This is a genomic window from Streptomyces sp. NPDC104096 (assembly GCF_055584385.1).
In genome coordinates this window covers 67,594-86,295 of sequence record NZ_JBVJMD010000039.1, presented here as the reverse complement: position 1 = coordinate 86,295, position 18,702 = coordinate 67,594, and the positions used below count along the sequence as shown (strand labels likewise).

General features: G+C 72.3%; 17 protein-coding genes and 3 pseudogenes. 13 read left to right on the top strand and 7 right to left on the bottom strand.

The window, feature by feature from the left end; all coding sequences use genetic code 11:
- From ACZ60B_RS30525 to ACZ60B_RS30495, 7 genes and pseudogenes are all read left to right on the top strand, one after another.
- A partial coding sequence (locus ACZ60B_RS30525; RefSeq protein WP_469392578.1) for an SPW repeat protein occupies window positions 1-318 on the top strand: 318 nt, incomplete at its 5' end.
- Entirely contained in the window at window positions 257-598 is a 342-nt protein-coding gene (locus ACZ60B_RS30520) for a DUF6928 family protein (protein WP_469392576.1), read from the top strand. The genes ACZ60B_RS30525 and ACZ60B_RS30520, both read left to right, overlap by 62 nt.
- 79 nt (window positions 599-677) lie before the next feature.
- Window positions 678-1,088: a DUF2750 domain-containing protein gene (locus ACZ60B_RS30515; RefSeq protein WP_469392574.1), complete on the top strand. Its 411-nt coding sequence runs from the start codon at window positions 678-680 to the stop codon at window positions 1,086-1,088.
- 141 nt (window positions 1,089-1,229) lie between these two features.
- Window positions 1,230-1,610: pseudogene (locus ACZ60B_RS30510) on the top strand (DUF6193 family natural product biosynthesis protein); the annotation flags it as partial.
- 115 nt (window positions 1,611-1,725) lie between these two features.
- The gene (locus ACZ60B_RS30505; protein WP_469392569.1) at window positions 1,726-2,310 is read left to right on the top strand and encodes a hypothetical protein; all 585 of its coding nucleotides are present in this window, start codon (window positions 1,726-1,728) and stop codon (window positions 2,308-2,310) included.
- A gap of 204 nt (window positions 2,311-2,514) precedes the next feature.
- Entirely contained in the window at window positions 2,515-3,324 is an 810-nt protein-coding gene (locus tag ACZ60B_RS30500) for a class I SAM-dependent methyltransferase (protein WP_469392584.1), read from the top strand.
- Between the two features lie 569 nt (window positions 3,325-3,893).
- Entirely contained in the window at window positions 3,894-4,241 is a 348-nt protein-coding gene (locus ACZ60B_RS30495) for a VOC family protein (RefSeq protein ID WP_469392567.1), read from the top strand.
- 70 nt (window positions 4,242-4,311) lie between these two features.
- On the opposite strand, the gene ACZ60B_RS30490 is transcribed toward ACZ60B_RS30495, so the two are convergent.
- Window positions 4,312-5,016 carry a GntR family transcriptional regulator gene (locus ACZ60B_RS30490; protein ID WP_469392565.1) on the bottom strand — a complete coding sequence of 235 codons (705 nt, stop codon included), beginning with the start codon at window positions 5,014-5,016 and terminating at the stop codon, window positions 4,312-4,314.
- Window positions 5,017-5,178: 162 nt separating this feature from the next.
- Here ACZ60B_RS30490 and ACZ60B_RS30485 point away from each other — a divergent pair, with 162 nt between their 5' ends.
- The 3 genes and pseudogenes from ACZ60B_RS30485 to ACZ60B_RS30475 all read left to right on the top strand — a co-directional run bounded on the left by ACZ60B_RS30485 (window position 5,179) and on the right by ACZ60B_RS30475 (window position 7,003).
- On the top strand, window positions 5,179-5,718 hold the full coding sequence (locus ACZ60B_RS30485) for a YbhB/YbcL family Raf kinase inhibitor-like protein (protein ID WP_469392562.1): 540 nt from the start codon (window positions 5,179-5,181) through the stop codon (window positions 5,716-5,718).
- 8 nt (window positions 5,719-5,726) lie between these two features.
- Window positions 5,727-6,200, top strand: a pseudogene (locus ACZ60B_RS30480) (metal-dependent transcriptional regulator); the annotation flags it as partial.
- A 254-nt stretch (window positions 6,201-6,454) separates the two neighbouring features.
- Window positions 6,455-7,003 (top strand): DUF4262 domain-containing protein, encoded by a 549-nt coding sequence (locus ACZ60B_RS30475; protein ID WP_469392560.1) that lies wholly within the window; start codon window positions 6,455-6,457, stop codon window positions 7,001-7,003.
- Window positions 7,004-7,154: 151 nt separating this feature from the next.
- Here the strand turns inward: ACZ60B_RS30475 and ACZ60B_RS30470 are convergent, their stop codons facing one another.
- On the bottom strand, window positions 7,155-8,069 hold the full coding sequence (locus ACZ60B_RS30470) for an alpha/beta hydrolase (RefSeq protein ID WP_469392558.1): 915 nt from the start codon (window positions 8,067-8,069) through the stop codon (window positions 7,155-7,157).
- Between the two features lie 127 nt (window positions 8,070-8,196).
- Here ACZ60B_RS30470 and ACZ60B_RS30465 point away from each other — a divergent pair, with 127 nt between their 5' ends.
- A complete protein-coding gene (locus ACZ60B_RS30465; RefSeq protein ID WP_469392556.1) occupies window positions 8,197-10,284 on the top strand; it encodes a BTAD domain-containing putative transcriptional regulator in 2,088 nt (695 codons plus the stop codon).
- A gap of 33 nt (window positions 10,285-10,317) precedes the next feature.
- Here the strand turns inward: ACZ60B_RS30465 and ACZ60B_RS30460 are convergent.
- A pseudogene (locus tag ACZ60B_RS30460) lies at window positions 10,318-10,593 on the bottom strand (HAD family hydrolase); the annotation flags it as partial.
- 385 nt (window positions 10,594-10,978) lie between these two features.
- On the opposite strand from ACZ60B_RS30460, the gene ACZ60B_RS30455 reads away from it, so the two are divergent.
- On the top strand, window positions 10,979-11,617 hold the full coding sequence (locus tag ACZ60B_RS30455) for a hypothetical protein (RefSeq protein ID WP_469392554.1): 639 nt from the start codon (window positions 10,979-10,981) through the stop codon (window positions 11,615-11,617).
- Window positions 11,618-11,724: 107 nt separating this feature from the next.
- Here the strand turns inward: ACZ60B_RS30455 and ACZ60B_RS30450 are convergent, their stop codons facing one another.
- A complete protein-coding gene (locus tag ACZ60B_RS30450; RefSeq protein WP_469392552.1) occupies window positions 11,725-12,276 on the bottom strand; it encodes a GNAT family N-acetyltransferase in 552 nt (183 codons plus the stop codon).
- A 51-nt stretch (window positions 12,277-12,327) separates the two neighbouring features.
- On the opposite strand from ACZ60B_RS30450, the gene ACZ60B_RS30445 reads away from it, so the two are divergent.
- Window positions 12,328-12,918, top strand: a complete 591-nt coding sequence (locus ACZ60B_RS30445; protein WP_469392550.1) for a TetR/AcrR family transcriptional regulator — start codon at window positions 12,328-12,330, stop codon at window positions 12,916-12,918.
- A gap of 104 nt (window positions 12,919-13,022) precedes the next feature.
- Here ACZ60B_RS30445 and ACZ60B_RS30440 read toward each other — a convergent pair whose 3' ends face one another.
- Genes ACZ60B_RS30440 through ACZ60B_RS30430 form a run of 3 tightly spaced genes read right to left on the bottom strand, consistent with a single transcriptional unit; the run spans window position 13,023 to window position 18,321 of the window.
- Complete coding sequence (locus ACZ60B_RS30440; protein ID WP_469392548.1) at window positions 13,023-15,260, bottom strand: bifunctional serine/threonine-protein kinase/ABC transporter substrate-binding protein; 2,238 nt, start codon at window positions 15,258-15,260, stop codon at window positions 13,023-13,025.
- The gene (locus ACZ60B_RS30435; RefSeq protein ID WP_469392546.1) at window positions 15,260-17,500 is read right to left on the bottom strand and encodes a bifunctional serine/threonine-protein kinase/ABC transporter substrate-binding protein; all 2,241 of its coding nucleotides are present in this window, start codon (window positions 17,498-17,500) and stop codon (window positions 15,260-15,262) included. The genes ACZ60B_RS30440 and ACZ60B_RS30435 overlap by 1 nt, the downstream gene beginning before the upstream one ends.
- On the bottom strand, window positions 17,500-18,321 hold the full coding sequence (locus ACZ60B_RS30430; RefSeq protein ID WP_469392544.1) for a hypothetical protein: 822 nt from the start codon (window positions 18,319-18,321) through the stop codon (window positions 17,500-17,502). The genes ACZ60B_RS30435 and ACZ60B_RS30430 overlap by 1 nt, the downstream gene beginning before the upstream one ends.
- Window positions 18,322-18,702: the final 381 nt, after the last annotated feature.

Here is an 18,702-nt window from a genome sequence, read left to right as displayed (position 1 = left end):
AACGGCTTCACCACCCTCGCCGTCACCAACCTCATCGCCGGCATCGCCTACATGCTGCTCCTGGGCGGTCTCGGCAACTCCTACGAACGCACCCACTCCATGGCCTGGGCCGCCGCCGTCATCGGCATCTGGACCTGCGTCGCCCCCTGGGTCGTCGCCGGCGACGTCGCCCACACGCGCTCCATCACCAGCAACCTCATCACCGGAGTCATCGCCACGCTCCTCGCCTGCGCCGCCGCCATGGCCGCCCGCGGCCATGACACCACCCGTGGAGCCGGCAACCTCCACGGCCGCCACGGCATGCCCGGTCGGCCCTGAGGCCCGGTGCGCGCCTGCAAGAGGGCATCTGGTCCGGGCGAGTCGGCCGGTGTACGCGGCCAGTTGGCCGGACGTGGAGGTCATTGCCGATCGGCGGGTGATGATCGACGTGACCTCCCGGCTCCCGGAACCTCTCGTGGCGGCGAGCGTCGGCCGGCGTCTCGTCCGTCGCCTGATGCCGACTACCGCGGACCGTGGGCAAGCCGTCGCACCACGGCGCCCAGAGGATCACGTGCCCATGAAGTCAGGCGGATACCGTAGGCTCCTGCCCGGTTGTTGAGGCTGCGTACGCGCCCGGCACCGGACTGTCCGGTGCCGCTCTCGAGAGTGCTCAAGTCGGGCGATCTAGGTGGATTCTGGTGAGCGTAAGCGGGGCTCAGACAGCGGCCTTCTTCCGTGAGATCGCTCGAACCCGTACCGTTTGGTGGGTTCGAGATGACGCCGGCAGTCCGACCCCGGTCTCAAGTTCCGGGCAACCGGCTTTCCCCTATTGGTCGTCGGAGACCCGTGCGCAGCGCGCCGCTCAGCTATGGGGTCCTCGATTTCGAGCCGTTGCGATGCCGCTGGATCATTGGCGAAGCGCGGCTTTGCCGGATCTGGCCAAGGACGACTTCCGGGTAGGGATCAACTGGAGCGGACAGCGCCTGACCGGATGGGACTTTACTGTCGGTGAAATAGCGAATCGTCTCATTCATGCGCTTGGCGAGCCACCGTACGACCGGGAGATTCGGCCGAGCGACGGCTGTCGCGACAGCTGCGATCCGGGATGAACGGTTGTCGGCCGACGCTCCGGTAACTGCCTGCTCTCCATTCGACGATCCGAACGGCTATGTGCCCCCGAGGCGATCCGCGGCGTGTGGCTGGTGGACAGCGGCGGGAAACTGACAGGCGAGTACCAGGAGAACTCCCGTATGACCGTGGACGCGAACGACGGGACCTGCGATCGGCAGTTGCCCCTGCCTCCAAGACCAGTTCTGCCGGACATGACTGCGGCACGCGGTCGCGGACCGGCTGACGTCGTCGAGGCTCATCGGCGGTCCATTCGGCTCGCCTGGCAGTGGAGACACGCAGTGCACCGGATACGGTCGCCCGAACGCCCGTATCCGGGCATCGTCTTGCTGCTGGAGGCTGCCGCCGCTCAGCCACGACTCCGGCGGCTGTATCCGTTCACCAGCCACTTCACCCTGCTTTTCAGCAGCTCCACCAGCTATCCCTGGACCTTGCAGGCCGGATCGATCGAGCCTCTGCGCAACGGACGGTTCATGGTTCGCCGACGCGGTCCTTTCACTGTGATCGGCGAAGACGATGTGTGGGGTCTTCGGCGAGGCCGCGGTGGCGGAGGTGATCGCGTCGGCTCAGTGGATAAGCGCTGGCTCGTGTCCCGTCCCGTGCCTCACAATTCCCGGCGTGACAGACACGGGACCCACCGGGGAAGAGGCGCCGGAGGGGCTGCTGGGGTGGTGCCTGGTGGCCAACGTGGCGCGGGAGACCGCGCACGGCGAGAGCGGCCTCGAGATCCAGCACGGCACGAAACACTTCCGCGCAGGCACCCTGCTGTGGATCCCGCCTGTCCGCTGGGATCCTGGCTGGGGTCGCTGGCATGCGGTGGGCCGGCACCGGGGCAACGGCCGCCGGTACGTCAACATGGTGGTGCGCGCGGACGACTTGGAGAACTTCCGGGTCAAGGGTGTCTACGGCGAAGCTCTGGTGCGCAGCCTCAACGGTCACGACCATGACCCGGCCGCCCCGCGGACCCTGCAGAATCCGTGGACCCATGAGCGGGCCCAGGAACGGGCGGACGGCTGCAACGGTCTCCGGAAGCCGCTCTTCATCGAGGGCCACCGCTACGCCCGTCCGCGGATCTCTTTTTCCAACCCTCCGCCGGCCGAGATCGAGATCGACGGTGAGACCCTCCATCTCACCTGTTACGGCACCTGGGGAGCGCACTACAGCCGCACGCCCCCGCCCGCGGAGCGGACCCCCGAGCACTGAACGGGATGGTCGTACGCACGGACGGGGAAGTCGGTGCCGCTGACGGTGAAGTGCGCGCCCGCGGCGAGAAATTCGGTGACGCCCCGCGACGGGGATCGACTCTGCTGTGTGCCTGTGGGTGAGCCGTTCGTGCTGATCAGACGGTGGGTTAGGGTCGTGACGATCCATCGGTGTTGGGCGAGTTCGGGGAGGGCGCCGGTGACGGTGACGACGTTCGATGAGAGTGAGCGGCTGATCTGGGCGGGCCGGGCGGCCGCTTATGCCGCGAGCTTCGCCAAGCTGTGCGCCCATCCGGTGCCGCCGCTGCTCGATGCAGTCGGTGTCGGGCCGGGGGTTCGGCTGCTGGACGTGGGGACCGGGCCGGGTACGGTCGCTGCTGCCGCGTGTGCCCGGGGCGCGACGGTGACAGCGGTGGACGCGGAGCCGACCATGGTCGAGCTGGCCGTCAGGGCCGCACCTGCGGCTGACGTGCGGGTGGCTTGTCTGCCCGAGCTTCCCTTCGCCGACGCGGAATTCGACGCCGTCGTGGCCAACTTCGTTCTCAACCATGTCGGTCGGCCCCAAGTGGCGCTGGCTGAACTGCGCCGTGTCGTCAGGCCCGGCGGCTGGATCGCGGTGACGATATGGGCGGCGCCACCGGCGCCGGGACAGACGTTGATCGGCCGTGCGATCCAGGCCGGGGGCGCGGTGCGTCCACCGCACCTGCCCGCAGGACTGGCTGCCGAGGACGATTTCCCCCGCGACGAGAGCGGCCTGCGAGGGCTGATGGACGCGGCGGGGCTGCGCGAGGCGACGTGCGAGACCTTGCGCTGGGACCATCGCGCGGGCGCCGACGAGTGGTGGAGCGGTCCCGCGGGCGGCGTGGCGTTCGGCGGGCAGCTGGTGCAGAGCCAGACACCAGCCGTCCGCGCCGAGATCAAGCGTCACTTCGATCTGCTGAGCGCGGAGTTCGCCGACGAGGAGGGTCTGCTGACGCTGCCGCATGCGGCCCTCCTCGCGCGCGGCCGCCGCTGACCCCTGAGCCTGTGGATCCTTCCCGTCGGGTGTTCCTCCGGCGGGGACGGCGGTGTCGGACCTCATGAACCGCTGTACGCAGTGCGCAGGGTGTGAGAGGGCGGCAGGTGCGGTGGCAGGGGGGACAGCCGCCCGGGGCCGGCCGGAGCAGGAATCATCCGCCTCGGGCGGGCTGCCGAGCCGGCCCGCTGCATCCATCCTCCGGGCAGGATGCGGGCCGGTGCTGCCGGACGGAGCACGGGCCCACCGGTTTTTCCCGAGCCTGACACCAACGGCCTTGGTGCTCTGGCCGCATAGGTCGCCGGGGCGAGGACCGTGGCGGCCGGACTGTCGCTGAGCGGCCACGAAGCGCAGATGCGATCCGAGTTGTCGGGAGCCCCCTGGACGGTGCTGTGACCGCACGGATTCGACGCGAGGGACGGGGTGTCCGCACGGAGGACTCCGGTGAACAGAGCGAACGTCGCTCGATCGGGCACGAGGGCGGGTTGCGAAAGCGTGTGCGGTGACGGGTGCGCCGTAGTACTCCTGGAGTGGCTCGGAGATCCGTTCGTCCTTGCTTGGAGGCGTCGATGGCTGTTCGCCGTGTCGTGCCCAATATCCAGTCCGACGCCGCGCGGGAGAGCAGGGACTTCTACGGCCTGCTGGGTTTCGAGGAGGTCATGAACCACGGGTGGATCATGACGCTGGCCTCCCCGTCCGCCCCGGCGGCGCAGATCAGCGTCATGACCAGCGACAAGACTGCACCGGTCGTGCCCGATGTCAGCATCGAGGTGGACGACGTGGACGTGGCCTACGCGATCATGCGCGACAGCGGTGCGGAGATCGTGCACCCGCTGCGGGACGAGGAGTGGGGAGTGCGCCGGTTCTTCGTCCGTGACCCCAACGGGCGGGTGGTCAACGTGCTGGGCCACAGGTAGCCGCCATCGTGCACCGGCGTAGGGCTCGGCGTCTGCCGCGCCTCGACGCCCTCGGCGGGGGCGAGGCGGGTCAGGTTCCCTTCGCGGTTTCGGGGTGGGCGCATTCGGTCAGTCCGGCCGCGGTCAGGGTGAGGTGCTGGACGAGTACTTCGGCTGCGGTGTCGGCGTCGCGGGCGAGCGCTGCCTCTTCCAGTCGGCGGTGCTCGCCGACGTGGTCCCGGCCGGGCCGACGGTGTGACGACCAGCGGCGGGCCAGCTCGCTCGCGGTCCAGGTCCGGTCGAAGGTCTCCAGCAGAACGGGGTTGCCGCAGCCCTCCAGCAGGGTGCGGTGGAAGACCCGGTGGGCTTCGGACCACGCACTGCTGTAGTACGCGCCCTCGTCCGGCGCGTATGCCGGAGTGCGGGCCAGGCGGTGATGGGCGGCTCGTACGCGGGCCTCCCAGTCGACGTCGCCGCGCTCGATGGACATGCGCAGCACGACCGGTTCGATGGTCCGGCGGGCTTCGGCGATGTCCTGCCAGCGGCGGTCGGAGACGGCCGGGACGGCGAAGCCGCGGTTGGGCAGCCGGTCGGCGAGGCCCTCGCCGACCAGCCGTACGAGCGCCTCGCGCACGACGGCCAGGCTCACGCCCTGCTGTTTGGCGAGGTCCTGCGGTTTGAGGGCGTCGCCGGGGGCGTGGTGCCCGCCCATGATCGCGTCCCGTAGGTGTGCGTAGACCTGCTCGGAGAGCATCTGCTTCGCCGGCGGGGTCGGGGTGTGGGCCGTCTGAGTCACAGTCGTCAGCATAGACGATCCGATAAATAATCGATTATTGATGCTATGGTCGATCGTATGGCTGATGGAGGGCGACTGCGGCACCTCCGCGGGTACCTCCGTGTGCCCTTTCGTCGGCCGCGTCACCGCCATCCCGCAGCACGGCCCGAGAGGAACAACGCGATGAGTGCCAACGACCCCTTCGCCCGTCTCCCCGAGGCGGCGTCCTTCACCGTCACCAGCACCACCGTCACCGACGGAGCCGCCTGGGCGCCCGAGCAGTTCTCCGGCATCTTCGGCGTCCCCGGCGGCAAGGACGTCTCCCCGCAGCTGTCATGGAGCGGCGCCCCGCGCGGCACCCAGAGCTACGCCGTCACCGTCTACGACCCCGACGCCCCCACCGGGTCCGGGTTCTGGCACTGGGCGGTCGCCGACATCCCCGCCACCGTCACCGAGCTGCCCGAGGGGGCCGGCGACGACACCGGCTCGGGCCTGCCCGCAGGCGCCTTCCAGCTGCCCAACGACGCCCGCGCCGCCCGCTTCGTCGGCGCCGCCCCGCCCGCCGGACACGGCCCGCACCGCTACTTCATCGTGGTGCACGCACTCGACGTCGCATCCATCGGCGTCGCGGCCGATGCCACCCCGGCCGTCCTCGGCTTCACCATGGCCGGCCACATCCTGGGCCGCGCGGTGATGACCGCCACCGCCGAAACCTCTGCCTGACGCACCGCATGACCCACCTCACCGGCACCACCAAGAGGTATCTGCGCACCATCCTGGAGCTCGAGGACGAAGGCACGGTCCCGCTACGCGCCCGCATCGCCGAACGCCTGCACCACAGCGGCCCCACCGTCAGCCAGACCGTCGCCCGCATGGAACGCGTCGGCCTGCTGCACATCGCCGCCGACCGGCACCTGGAGCTGACGCAGGCGGGCCGGCAGGCCGCCACACGCGTGATGCGCAAGCACCGGCTCGCCGAGTGCCTGCTCGCCGACGTCATCGGGCTGACGCGGGAACAGGCCGACGCCGAGGCCTGCCGCTGGGAGAACGTGATGAGCGAGGCCGTCGAACGCCGCATCCTCGAGCTGCTGCGCCACCCGACGCACTCGCCCTACGGCGACCCGATCCCGGGCCTGGACGAACTCGGCCGCACGGGCACCGCAGACGCGTACCCCGACGGGAACGCGATCGGCCTCAGCGACGTGGCGTGATGCTCGCACACGGCAAGAAGACTGCTGAACCTCCCACGCGGAGCGCCGTGCACGTCTTCGTGACCAACCGCCGGGTCCGGCCGGGCGGCGACCCGTCACCGTAGCCCGTGCGGGGCCGAGGACGGCCCTCGACCACGATCCCGGTCGAGGGCCTTCCTCGTGGCGGCGACCCGCGATGTCGTTCGATCGCCATGGTGGTCGCCGACCCCGGCCGCCTGGCTCACACGCTCGCCCCGTAGCCTCCGCGCATGACTGATGATCCGTTCCAGTGCCGTTGCGTCCTTTGTCATGACTACGGTGACCGTGACGAAGCGGACCGCGTGGATCTGACGATCATGGAGAACGTGCAGCGGCACGGATGGCACGTAGTGATGGTTCCGGAGGACGAGATCGGTCCTGGATTCGCCTACACGATCGGCCTCTCACACACTCACGGGGCACCCGAACTCGCCATGTTCGGACTCGAAGTCCACGCCATGCACCGCATGCTCAACGGGCTCGGAGCGAAGTCCGCCGCGGGCGCGGTACTGGCTGACGGCCAGACGCATCCGGACGTCGCCGATGGTCACCAAGTCGCGCTCAGGCAGGTGGATCTCCGCTGGTACCGGATCTTCTTCGGACGGGCCATCGGGTTCTACCGGCGGCCTCCCTTCCCCGTGCTCCAGGTCGCGTGGCCCGACGTGAATCACCGCTTCCACTGGGAGGACCGGGCTCAGGAAAGGCATCGCGAGTCACAGCCTCGACTGTGGCTGCCACCGAGCGAGCACCCCGCCGGAATCTGGACCACCGAACTCTGATCAGACCTCGTAGCGGGTTCGGGTCGGTTCGACCCCGACTGCGGGTCCGCCACAGGCACCGCCTTCACCCGCCGAGCTGCCCCATCGGACACCCTCCGAGGCTCCGTTTCCCCGACCAGGACCGGGAAGCGGAGGCGGCACGGGCCGGATGTCAGCGCTGTGCGAGGGCCCGGATCTCCTCGGCGATCAGCTTGGGGTCCTCCTCGGCCATGAAGTGGCCGCACGAGACCGTGCGGTGGCGGAGGTCGTCGGACCAGGCGCTCCACAACCCCTGGGCGTGGTAGCCGAGGGCCGCGCCCCAGTCCTGCTGGAGGACGGTGACCGGCATGGCCAGCCGGTTGCCCGCCTCCTTGTCGACGGTGTCGTGGTCCACGTCGACGCCGGCCGAGGCGCGGTAGTCGGCGACGATGGAGGGTACGGCCGCGGCGGACGCGGCGAGGTAGTGGTCGCGGACGTCGGCGGGGATCGCGTCCGGGGCGTTGGTCCAGGCGTCGAGGAAGCAGGAGAAGAAGGCGTCGGCGGATGCCTCGATCATCCGCTCCGGCAGGCCCGGGGGCTGGGCCATGAGGTAGAGGTGGAAGCCGACCGCGGCGGTCACCCCGTGCAGGGCGTCCCACATGTCGAGGGTCGGCAGGACGTCGAGGAACAGGGCGTGGGACACGGCCCGCGGGTGGTCCATCGCGGCGCGGAAGGCGACCAGGGCGCCGCGGTCGTGGCCGGCCAGGGTGAAGCGGTCGTGTCCCAGTCCGGCGGCGAGACGGACGATGTCACGGCCCATGGTGCGCTTCGAGTAGGTCCCCGGCCCGTTCTCGGCGGGCTTGTCGCTGGCGCCGTAGCCGCGCAGGTCGGGACAGATGACGGTGTGGTCGGCGGCGAGGTCGGCGGCGACGTGCCGCCACATCAGGTGGGTCTGCGGGAAACCGTGCAGCAGGACGAGGGGGCTGCCGGTGCCGCCGACGGCGGCGTTCAGCGTGACGCCGTCACCGACCGGCACGCGGTGCTCGGTGAATCCGGGAATGCTCGGGTGTGTCACAGCGACTCCTGTGGCTCGTGGCAGAGTGGACATCCCGGACCTCCGGCCTCGGCGGACCGGGGCGTCCGGGGACGGCACCCAGGTTGCGGGCCCCGGATCAGCGATCGATGAGTGGACACGCGGCACCCGGGGACGGCGCCGCCCGCGAAGGGACGATGCCGTGGGCGTGGAGTTCGGACTGCTGGGACCGGTCGCCGCCTGGGACCCCGACGGCACGCCCCTCGCGCTCGGCGCGCCCCGCCACCGCGAGGTGCTGGGCCGGCTCCTGATCGCCCGGGGCCGGGTGGTGCCCGTCGGCCGGCTCGTGGCCGACCTGTGGGAGGAAGAACCCCCGGCCGGCGCCGTCGGCGCGGTCCGCACCTTCGTCGCGGCCCTGCGCCGTGCCCTGGAACCCGCACGCCCGCCGCGTCGGCCGTCCCGGCTGCTGGTCACCGACGGCCCCGGGTACGCCCTGCGCGCCGGACGCGACACGGTCGACGCCCGGCGGTTCGAGGACACCGCCGCACGGGCCGCCGCTGCCGCGCCGCACGCGGCGGCAGCCCTGTGGGACGAGGCACTCGCCCACTGGCGAGGACCGGTCCTCGCCGACTTCGCCGATGCCACGTGGGCCGCCGCGGAACAGGCCCGGCTGGAGGCCCTGCGCCTCGACGCCGTCGAGCGGCGCGCCGACGCCCTGCTGGTCACCGGTGCCGCCCGCGACGCGGTCGCCGACCTGCGCGCCCACGTCGCCGCGCATCCCGGCCGGGAGGACGGCTGGGTCCTGCTGGCGACCGCGCTGCACCGGTCCGGCCGCCGTGGTGAAGCCCTGGACACGCTGCGCCGCGCCCGCCAGGCCCTCACCGACGCGTACGGCCCCGCCGGCGCGACCGCCCTGGCACGTGCCGAAGCCCGCATCCTCAGCGACACCGCCGGCTCCGCGTCCGAGCCGGCCGGAGCGGCGGACAGCATCTGGGACCGCACGGCCGCCGCGTGGGACCGTTCGGTGCCCGCCCGGTCCCGGGCCCGGCTGCACGCCACGGCCGGCCTGCTCCGCGACCTCGCGGTGACCGGCGCCGACGGCCTGGAAGAGGCACGCGAACACCGCCGGGACCTGGTCGCGGCGGCCGAGACGACCGGCGACACCGAGCTGGCCGCCAGGATCATCGGTTCCTACGACGTCCCCGCCGTGTGGAGCCGCGCCGACGACCCCGCGGACGCCGGCGAACTCGTCCGAACCGCCGCGCGTGCCGCCGCCCGGCTCGGCCCGGACGGACCGCCCGCCCTGCGGGCCCGGCTGTTGTCGGTCGTCGCGGTCGAATCACGCGGCGACGCCGCCGCCGACGCGGCACTTCCCCGGGCGGCCGAACCTCCCGCGGCCGAACCGTGGCGGCGGCGCGCACAGCGCGCCGCCGAGGAGGCCGTCCGCATCGCCCGCCGCCTCCAGGACCCCGCGCTGCTCGCGTTCGCCCTCAACGGCGCCTTCATGCAGTCCTTCGCCACCTGCGGATCCGCCGCACGCCGAGACGCCCTCGGCACCGAACTGACCCGGCTGGCAGCCGACCACCAGCTGCCCGGGCACGAGGTCCTGGGACGCCTGATCCGCCTCCAGGCGCTCGCCGGACTCGGCGACCTCGCGGCGGCGGACGCGCAGGCCGAGGAGATCGACCGGCTCGCCCACCGCAACGAACGACCGCTCGCCGCGGTGTTCACCGCCTGGTACCGAGCTCTGCGCACCTGCGAGACCGACGGCTGGCCGGCCGCCCGTACCCAGTACTCCCGCGTCCTGGCGGAAACCGCCGACTGCGGGATGCCCGGCCTCACCCGGGGAGCCGGCGTCCTCGTCGCGCTGGTCCCGGTCATGCGGGGTGACACCCTGCCCGACCCCGACGACTTCGCACACCTGGACCCCGGCCCCTACCGGCCCTGGCTCGACCCACTGCTCCTGGCCGCCTCGGGCGCCGACGAACAGGCCCACCGGGCACTCACCGAGGTACCCCGCCCACCGCACGACCTCCTCCAGGAAGCGCTGTGGTGCGTACTCGCCCGTGCCGCCGCGTCCGTCGGACACCTGCCGGTCCTGCGCCGTGCCCGTGACGAACTGGCCGCGGCCGAAGCGGAGTCCGTCGGCGCCGGCGGCGGCCTGATCTCCTTCGGCCCGGTCACCCGCCACCTGCGGGCCATCGACACGGCCCTCGCCGCGCGCGTCCCCTCCTGCGCGGCATCGACCGGCCACACGAAGATCATCTCCATGTCGCCCGGTACTGGCTGAGGGACGGACTCGGGCCGCGGCATTCCCCCGAGGGCCGGACGCGAAGGCCGGGATGTGCGGAGCCGCCTCGCTCAGACCGACGAAACGGCGGTGCACATCCGCGACCGCGACGGTGGCGTTCACTCCCCGTACCGTCATCCCGGCGCTCGACCCGGATCGCACCCCGGACGGGGCATCCTCGATGACCAGGCGGTCTCCCGGCCCGGCGCCGAGCCGCTCAGCGGCTCGAAGACAGGGGACGGGAGAGGGCTCGCCCTTCTCGACAGCAGCCGCGTCCGCGATCACGCCCGGTACCGGCAAAGCCGACCTGCCTATGCACGATGCCGAGGCCCGGTATACCTACGTGCCTACCTGTCCCTGCGCGAGGTACGGCACACATGTCCCGCTTGCCCGTCGGGCCGGCGGGGTTCGACACAGAGGACCTCCTCGTATCACGACTCGCCTCACCGCATATGCAGCGACACGCCGATATCGAGTGGTCGTCGGCGTTCAAAGATCCCCCTAAGGGGCTAACCGTAGGTCAATCCGCTGCTTGTGGCGCTGATATGACCGCGTGTCGGCTTCAGGGAAGGGTGTAAATACCCCGATTGGCTCTCTCCTGCTGATCTTTCGATATGACCGATATGTCGGCCGTGGGTAAGTTCGTTCGCAAGCCGGCTGACGGGTCGGCATCCCTGAAACAGGAGACAGCGACATGAAGCTTCGTTCCAAGGCGGTCACGGCCGCCGTCACCGCCGCCGCGGCTCTGGCCGCGACCGGCATCACCTACGCCTCGGCGGCCTCCGACCCGGCCGCCTCGGCCCCGGCCGCCCGTGTGGCCCCGGTTCCTCAGGCGGCCAAGGCCCCCCAGGCGGCTCCGGCTCCCCAGGCGGCCCCGGCCGCCGCCGACCTGGTCGACGGCGGCAACGGGCAGAACGGAAACAACGGCGGAGGCGACGAGGGCGACGACGGCGGCAGGGGTGACGACGGCGGCAGGGGCAACGGAGGCGACAGGGGCAACGGAGGCCGCGGGGGCGGCGGCGGGTACCGGGGAGAGGAGGGCCGCATCTTCATCAACGAGCGGTCGTACTCCGCTTACCCGGGCGACTGCATCACCGTGGCCAGCGGCCTGGGCGCGTGGAGCCTGAACGTCACCAACGAGTCCCGTCGGACCGTCGAGGTCTTCCGCGGTGCGGTCTGCGACAACGGCGCCCCCGTCGCCGTCGTCGGCCCCCACAGCTCCAGCAACGGCGTGCACCCGGGTCGCACCGAGGGCATCGACATCCACCACGGCGTCGTGGGCAGCTTCCGGGTGGTCAGGGACTACTACGGCGGCGGCCGCGGGGACTGGTAGTCGACGGCTGCCGACCGCGTGCTGTGGACCCTCGGCCCTCTGGAATGGGGCCGGGGGTCCAGCCCTGTCCGGTCGACGGCGTTCCTGCCGGACGGGACCGCCGCCGGTCACCGGCCCGGGGTTCGCCACTCGGGAGCGAGGACCGCCCACAACTGCTTGTCGTGGCGCACGCCCTGGTACGTCCATGCCTGGCGGCGCACCCCCTCCAGCGTCATGCCCAGTCGCCTGGCCACCGCCGAGCTGCGGTCGTTGTCGGCCCGGCAGTGCCATTCGCTCCGGTGCAGCCCCCGGGTCGTGAAGGCCCAGTCCAGCAACGCGCCGCACGCTTGCGTGACCAGGCCGTGGCCCTCGGCGGACGGCTCCAGCCAGCAGCCGATCTCGCACGAGCCGGCGGCGGCGTCGAAGGCGGTGAACATCACGCCGCCGACCAGGCGGCCGTCCCGCCAGATGCCGTAGAGACGGGCACCGTCATCGGCCTGGCGTTCGGCATACCGCTTCAGCGTGGCCCGCGCCCCGTCCACGTCGTCGGTGACGAACGCGGGCCCGACCCAGGGGCGAATGTGCTCGCGGGCCCGGTCCATGTGGTCGGCGAACTCCTCGGCGTGCCAGACCTCCAGCGGACCGAGGCGAGCCCCGTCGCGCAGTGACAGCGAGAACATGCGACTCTCCCCATTTGCATAACAAGCGTTATGACAATGTACCGTGACGGCATGCCACGCACCAAGGGAGATCACGAGGCTCGCCGGCGCGACGTCTCCGCAGCGGTCTGGCAGGTCATGGCCACCCGCGGTTTCGCCGGCCTGACCCTGCGGGCCGTCGCGGCCGAACTCGGAGCGACCACCGGCCTGCTCACGCACTACTTCCCCACCAAGCAGGCCCTGGTGGAGTACGCCCTCGACCTGCTCGAACAGCGCACCGTCTCCCGCCCCCGCCGTCACACGGGCGAAGGTCTGGCCGCCCTCAGGGACGCGTTGCTGGACATCCTGCCGCTGACCCCCGAGGCCACCGACAGCAACCGCATCTGGGTCTCCTCCTGGGACACCGCGCTCTCCGACCCCGCCCTGAGCACCGACTACGCCCGCAAGTACGCGAAAGGCCGGGAGCGGCTGACCGAGCGGGTGGCCGCGGCCCAGGAACTCGGCGAACTGCCCCCCGGCGACCCCGCCCAGATCGCCGCCGGAGCTCAGGCCTTCGTCCTCGGGCTGGTGGTCCAGGCACTGCTCGACCCGGCGGAGTTCCCGCCCCCGCGGCAGGTCGAGCTCCTGGACGACTACCTGGCCGCCCTGACCGCCTCGCACTGATCGACGACGGTCGCTCGGCGCGGGCCGGCGGACTCCGTGGCGTGCGTGCGGAACGCGCCCGGCGCGATCATCGGGGCTGCCCGCGGATGCGTGGCCCATGCCCTTCACGACACCACGGCCTCCTGGTACTGCCCCAGGTACCGGAACGCGCCGTCGACGACCTGGAACTCGAACATCGCCGCGTGGTTGTAGCCGTACCCCGACTCGTACTTGACCGTACGGGTGATGCCGGAATACGTGACCTCGGGCATCCGGCGGGCGATCGCGCCCCGCTCCCTGAGCGCGGTGCCGTTCTTGTCGCAGGCCTGGGCCAGGAACATCACGGCGTCGTAGGCCTCCGCCGCGTACCACCCGGGGGTGGTGCCGAAGCGGGCGCGGTAGGCGGCCGTGAACGCGTGGGCGGAGGCGCGGGCCGTCGGGTCGGTGAAGGCGGTGGCGAAGACCCAGTCCTTCGCCGCGGCGCCGGCCGATCTCAGGAACCGTGGGTCGAGGGCGCGTTCCGTCGCCATCCGGGTGCCGGTGAACCGGGCGGCGGTCAGTGCCGACGCGAGCCCGGCGGTCCGGGGCGCGTCGCCGGTGAAGACGACCGCGTCCGCGCGGGCTGACCGCACCTCGGCGGCGAGCGACGCGTAGTCGATCCTCCCGGCGGCCGCACGGGTCACCGTGACGTCCCGGCCGCCCTGGCGCAGCGCCCGTTCGGCCTGGTCGCACACGGTCCAGGCGAAGTCGCCCTGCGCCCGGTCGTCCACGAGGAACACACGCCGGGCATCGACGTGGTTGCTGAGGTAGCGGACGCAGGGGGCGGCGAGAAGCCCGTACGTGACGTGCAGCGCCGCATGACAGTGGAAGGTGTTCGAGCCGAACGACGCGCTCTGGGTGTCGGCGCCCACCGAGACGGACACGACGGGCATCACCGCCTCGGTGTAGGCCCTCTCTGTGGCGCTGAAGCAGGCGTCGGTCGTGGGGCCCAGCACGGCGAGCACCTCCGTGTCCTTCGCCAGCCGGGCGGCCAGCTCCTCGGCCCGCCCGGTGTCGCCGCCGTCGTCGTACGTCCGCAGCTTCAGCCGGAAAGGGCGGTCGCTGTGCGCGGCGAGGTGTTCGACGGCCAGCCGGGCGCCGTTGAGCTGGGCCCTCCCGCTCTCCTTGCCGGCGCCGGTCAGGTCGCCGTGGAACGCCACGACCAGTTCCGGGCGCGGACGGCCGGTGCCCGACGGTGTCGACGGTCCCGGCTTCGCCCGGGTGCTCCACCACCAGGCCCCGCCACCGCCCGCCGCGAGGAGTCCCGCCGTCGAGCCCAGGCGCAGGAAGCCGCGCCGCCCGACCGTGCGCGGGGTGGGGCGGGTGGCGGTGACGGCGGTCAGCGTCGCGGCCTGCGGCGACGCGGGGCTCACCGTGCTCGCGATGTCCGACGGCGCGGACGCCGAGACCTGGGTCGGCTCGATCGAGCCGATGGTGAGTACGGCGGCGGACCTGTCGTTGATCAGCCGGGTGACCGGCGCGGGCAGCCAGCCGGACGGTGGACCCGAGTCGGCTGCCGTTCCCTCCGCGAGGGTCGCACGCAGGAGCGCGAGGCTCGGGCGGTCGGCCGGATCCTTGTGCAGGCAGGCTCTCAGCAGGGGTGCCAGAGCGTCCGGGAGCGCCGCCGGATCGGGCTCCTCGTACACCGTGCGCAGCAGCACCCCCGCCGCCGCGCCGCCGCCGAACGGCCGTACCCCGGTCGCGGTGAACGCCAGCACGCAGCCCAGCGAGAACACGTCGCTGGGCGGACCGATCCCGCCGCCTCGCGCCCGCGCCTGCTCGGGCGACAGGAAGCCGGGGGAGCCGACGATCATGCCGCTGGAGGTGAGCGCCGTGGCATCCGGCGCGCGGGCGATGCCGAAGTCGATGAGCCGCGGCCCGTCCGGGGCCAGGAGGATGTTCCCCGGCTTCACGTCGCGGTGGACGAGACCGGCTGCGTGCACCGCCTCCAGCGCCTCCGCGAGCCGCACGCCCAGCATCCGAACGGAAGCGGGCGGCAGCGGCCCGAAGGTGCCGACCGCTTCGGCGAGCGAGGGTCCCGGCACGTACGACGTCGCCAGCCACGGTGTCTCCGCGTCGGCGTCCGCGTCCAGCAGCGGGACCACCCAGCGGCTGACGACCTGCCGGGCGGCCTCGACCTCACGGCGGAAACGGGCCCGGAATCCGCTCTCGTCGGCGTACGAGGAACGGACCGTCTTCAGCGCGGCGATCGCCCCGCCCGGCGCCCGGGCCAGGAAGACCACGCCCATGCCGCCGGCGCCCAGCCGCCGAAGCAGACGGTAACGGCCGATCCGGGACGGGTCGCCGGCCCGCAGCGGCTCCATCAGGCGGTCAGCGGCGCGGGGCCGTCGTACACGAAGGCACCGCCGGCCACCCGCCAGAGGAAACCGCCGGTGCCGTCGATGACCGTGGCGCCGTACTTGTCGAAGGCGAACGACTTGGTGATGCCCGTGTACGTTCCGCCCCGGAGGGCCGCGAGCAGGTTCTGCCGGGTGCGGCTCTTCGGCGGCAGCCCGGCCAGCGCCTTGAGCAGCATCCCGGTTATGTCGTAGGCCTCCGCCGCGTACCGGGGCGGCGCCTCCTCGAAGCGCGCGCGGTAGGCGGCGGCGAACTTCCGCGCCTCGGGTTTGCGGCTCGCGTCGATGACCGTGGCCACCATCGTCCAGCCCTCGGCCCCCTCCCGTGCCTGCTTCAGGAACTGTTCGTCCAGCAGCGCCGGGCCCGAGACCCGCGCACCCGCGAAGGCGCGTTCCCGGAGCGTCGCGGCGATCAGCGCCGCCCGGTCGGGCAGACCGGCGAAGAACACGGAATCGGCGCCGGCGGAGAGCACCGTGTCCACCGCGCTGCCGAAGTCGTGGCGCATCGCGCTCACCACGTCCGGCACGGACGGGTACTGGATGCTGTTGAGGTAGTTGGCGAGGGAACTGGCCAGCGTCGTCCCGTAGGCGCCGGCCGGGCGGTCGACGACGATACCGATCTTGCGTGATCGAGCCGTGCCGCGCAGGTAGTTGCACGCATAGACGGGCAGCACGGCGTCGGGCAGCCGTGCGTTGAGGAACGAGCGGAACCCCTGGTAGGACAGGGCGGTCGCGCCGGGGGACACGCCGACGACCGGCAACAGCCCGGCATCGTACTCGGCGAGCGCCGCCTGCGCGGTCTCGTCGGTGGTCGGACCGACCACGCCGAGGACCGACGGAGTGTCGGTGAGCCGCGCGGCGAGCCGGGCCGAGGCCACCGGATCACCCCCGTCGTCGACGGTCTCGACCTTCACGGTGAACGGGGCGTCGCCACGCGCGTTGAACTCCTCGACCGCGAGCCGCAGTCCGCGCTCCTGGGCCCGGCCCGTCTCCCGCCGCGGGCCACTGAGGTCGCCGTGCAGCGCGAGAGTGTGCACCGGCCGGCGAGGGGACGCGGCGCTGTCGCCGTCCGGGCCGTTGTCGCGGGCGGCCGCCCACCAGGCGCCGCCCCCGCCCGCCGCCAGCGCCACGGCCCCGCCGGCGAGGAGCAGGAAACGCCGTCGGCCGGCCGGGCGGGAGTCCTCCGCCTCCGCAGGCCCGGACGTCTCACGGGTGTCGGGCTCCGCCGGGTCCGCGGTAACCGGCGCGTCGGACGGTGCCAGCGTGTCCTCGATGTCCGGCAGCGCCAGCGCGGCGGCCGAGCGCTCGGCGATCAGCCGAGCGACCGGCTCGGGCAGCCACCCCTCCGGCCCTTCGTCCTGTGGTGCGGCCCCCGATGCGCCTTCGCTCCGGGCGGCGCCGTCGGCCGTCAGCTCCCGCACCAGCTCGCCGACGTCCGGCCGCCGGGCGGGATCCTTCTCCAGACAGCGGTCCAGCACCTCGTGCAGCCATACCGGTACGCCTTCGAGGTCCGCCGGGTCGTGGACGGCCCGGAACAGCAGGGCGTCGACCGCTCCACTGCCGAACGGCGCCCGGCCGGTCGCCGCGAACGCCAGGGCGCAGCCGAGGGAGAACACGTCGCTCGCGGGGCCGATGCCGTCCCCGCCCCGCCCTTCGGCCTGCTCGGGAGAGAGATAGCCGGGTGTGCCGACCACGACCCCGGTCGCCGTGAGCGTCCGGTCCTCCGGCGCGCGGGCGATGCCGAAGTCGATGAGCCGCGGCCCGTCATGGGCGAGCAGCACATTGCCCGGCTTCAGGTCCCGGTGGACCAGCCCGGCCCGGTGCACCTCGCCCAGCGCCTCCGCCAGCCGGGCGCCGAGCAGCCGCAGCCCGCGCTCGGACAGCGGCCCGTACGCGGTCACCGCCTCGGCCAGCGACGGTCCGGGCACGAACGCCGTCGCCAGCCACGGAGCCTCGGCGCCCGGGTCGGCGTCCACCAGCGGCACCACCCAGGGACTGTCGACCCGCCGGGCGACCTCGACCTCGCGGCGGAACCGCTCCTTGAAACCCGGCTCCTCCGCGTACTCGGCGAGCAACACCTTCAGCGCCACCAGCGCGCCGCCCGGCGAGCGCGCCAGGTACACCACGCCCATGCCCCCGGCGCCCAGCCGCCCGAGCAGACGATGGTCCGCGATACGCGCGGGATCCGACGAACGCAGCGGCTCCATCAGCTGTTACCTCCGAGCTCGGACTCCAGACGGGTGAGCATCGCGGCGTTGGCGTTCGACGCGTACGTGGTCAACTCGTGGTCCGAGTAGCCCTTTGCGCCCTTCACCGACACCGACAGGGTCACCGTGCCGAGCCGGGTGACGTACCAGCCGTAGGTCTGCTCGCTCTTCCCGGTGAGGTATTTGCCGATCTCCACGACCTGGTCGTCGGCGTAGTCGTTGTTGCCCTGACCGTAGGGACTGGCGGTCGACATGAGCTTGGAGATCCACTCGTCCGTCCGGACCTCCTGCTGCCTGCACCGCAGCGGCTCCTCCAAGGTGGTGGCCAGCCGCTCGTCGGCGTCGCGGACGGTGGTGTGCACGGTGACCGCCGCGCTCACCTTCAGCTCGCCCCTGCCGTCGGCGGCGGGAATCTCGCTGTAGCGGGAGAGGGAGGCCAGGACGTCGTGGGGCAGCTCGTGCCGCTCCCACCGGCACTGCCCGTCCAGCACGGCGACGGTGCCCGGAGTACTCACGGCAGGCCGCTGCGCCCGGAAATCCGCGCCCCATCCCTGCGGTTGCAGCGCTACGGCCGTAGCCAGCGCCTCGGCCCGGCTCTTGGTCCTGGGCACCTTGGCGGGGTCCGCCCGGAACGGTGTCGGTGACGGCGCGTCGCTCTTGGCGGAGCCCGCGGACTCGGCGCCCGAGGGGGAGCCGGAGGCGGTCGCGGCGGCGGATCCCGAAGGCGCCGTAGAGCTCGGCGCGGCCGCCTCGCCATGGTCTGCGAAACCGCAGCCGCCGAGCACCAGGGCGGACGCGGCCCCCCAGGCCGCGACCCGCATCCACCGCCAAGTCACTCTGTGCGTAACGGCGTTGTCGTCGTCCATCCCCGCCCCCCAACGGCCACGAGCCCACGCTCGCATTCGATGATCGTACTGACCGACGCGAGGAGGGGGCGGGCGGTTGCACGAACAGGCGGTGACGGAAGCCACGTCCGGCGCGGCCTGGGTGCGCAAGCCGAGTGCACCTGCCCGTGCTGCGGTGAAGGCTGGGCCCGGGACAGGCTGCAAGAGGCACTGTCCATGCTGCCGCCGAGAGCCGCCGCCGAACTGCGGAAACAGGTCGAACGCCTGGACGGGGTGTCACTCAGGCGAACGCACCACGAGCCCATGGCGGATCCGGGGTTGGCGTGGTGGCATCGCCGGTGCTGACCGTGCTGACGC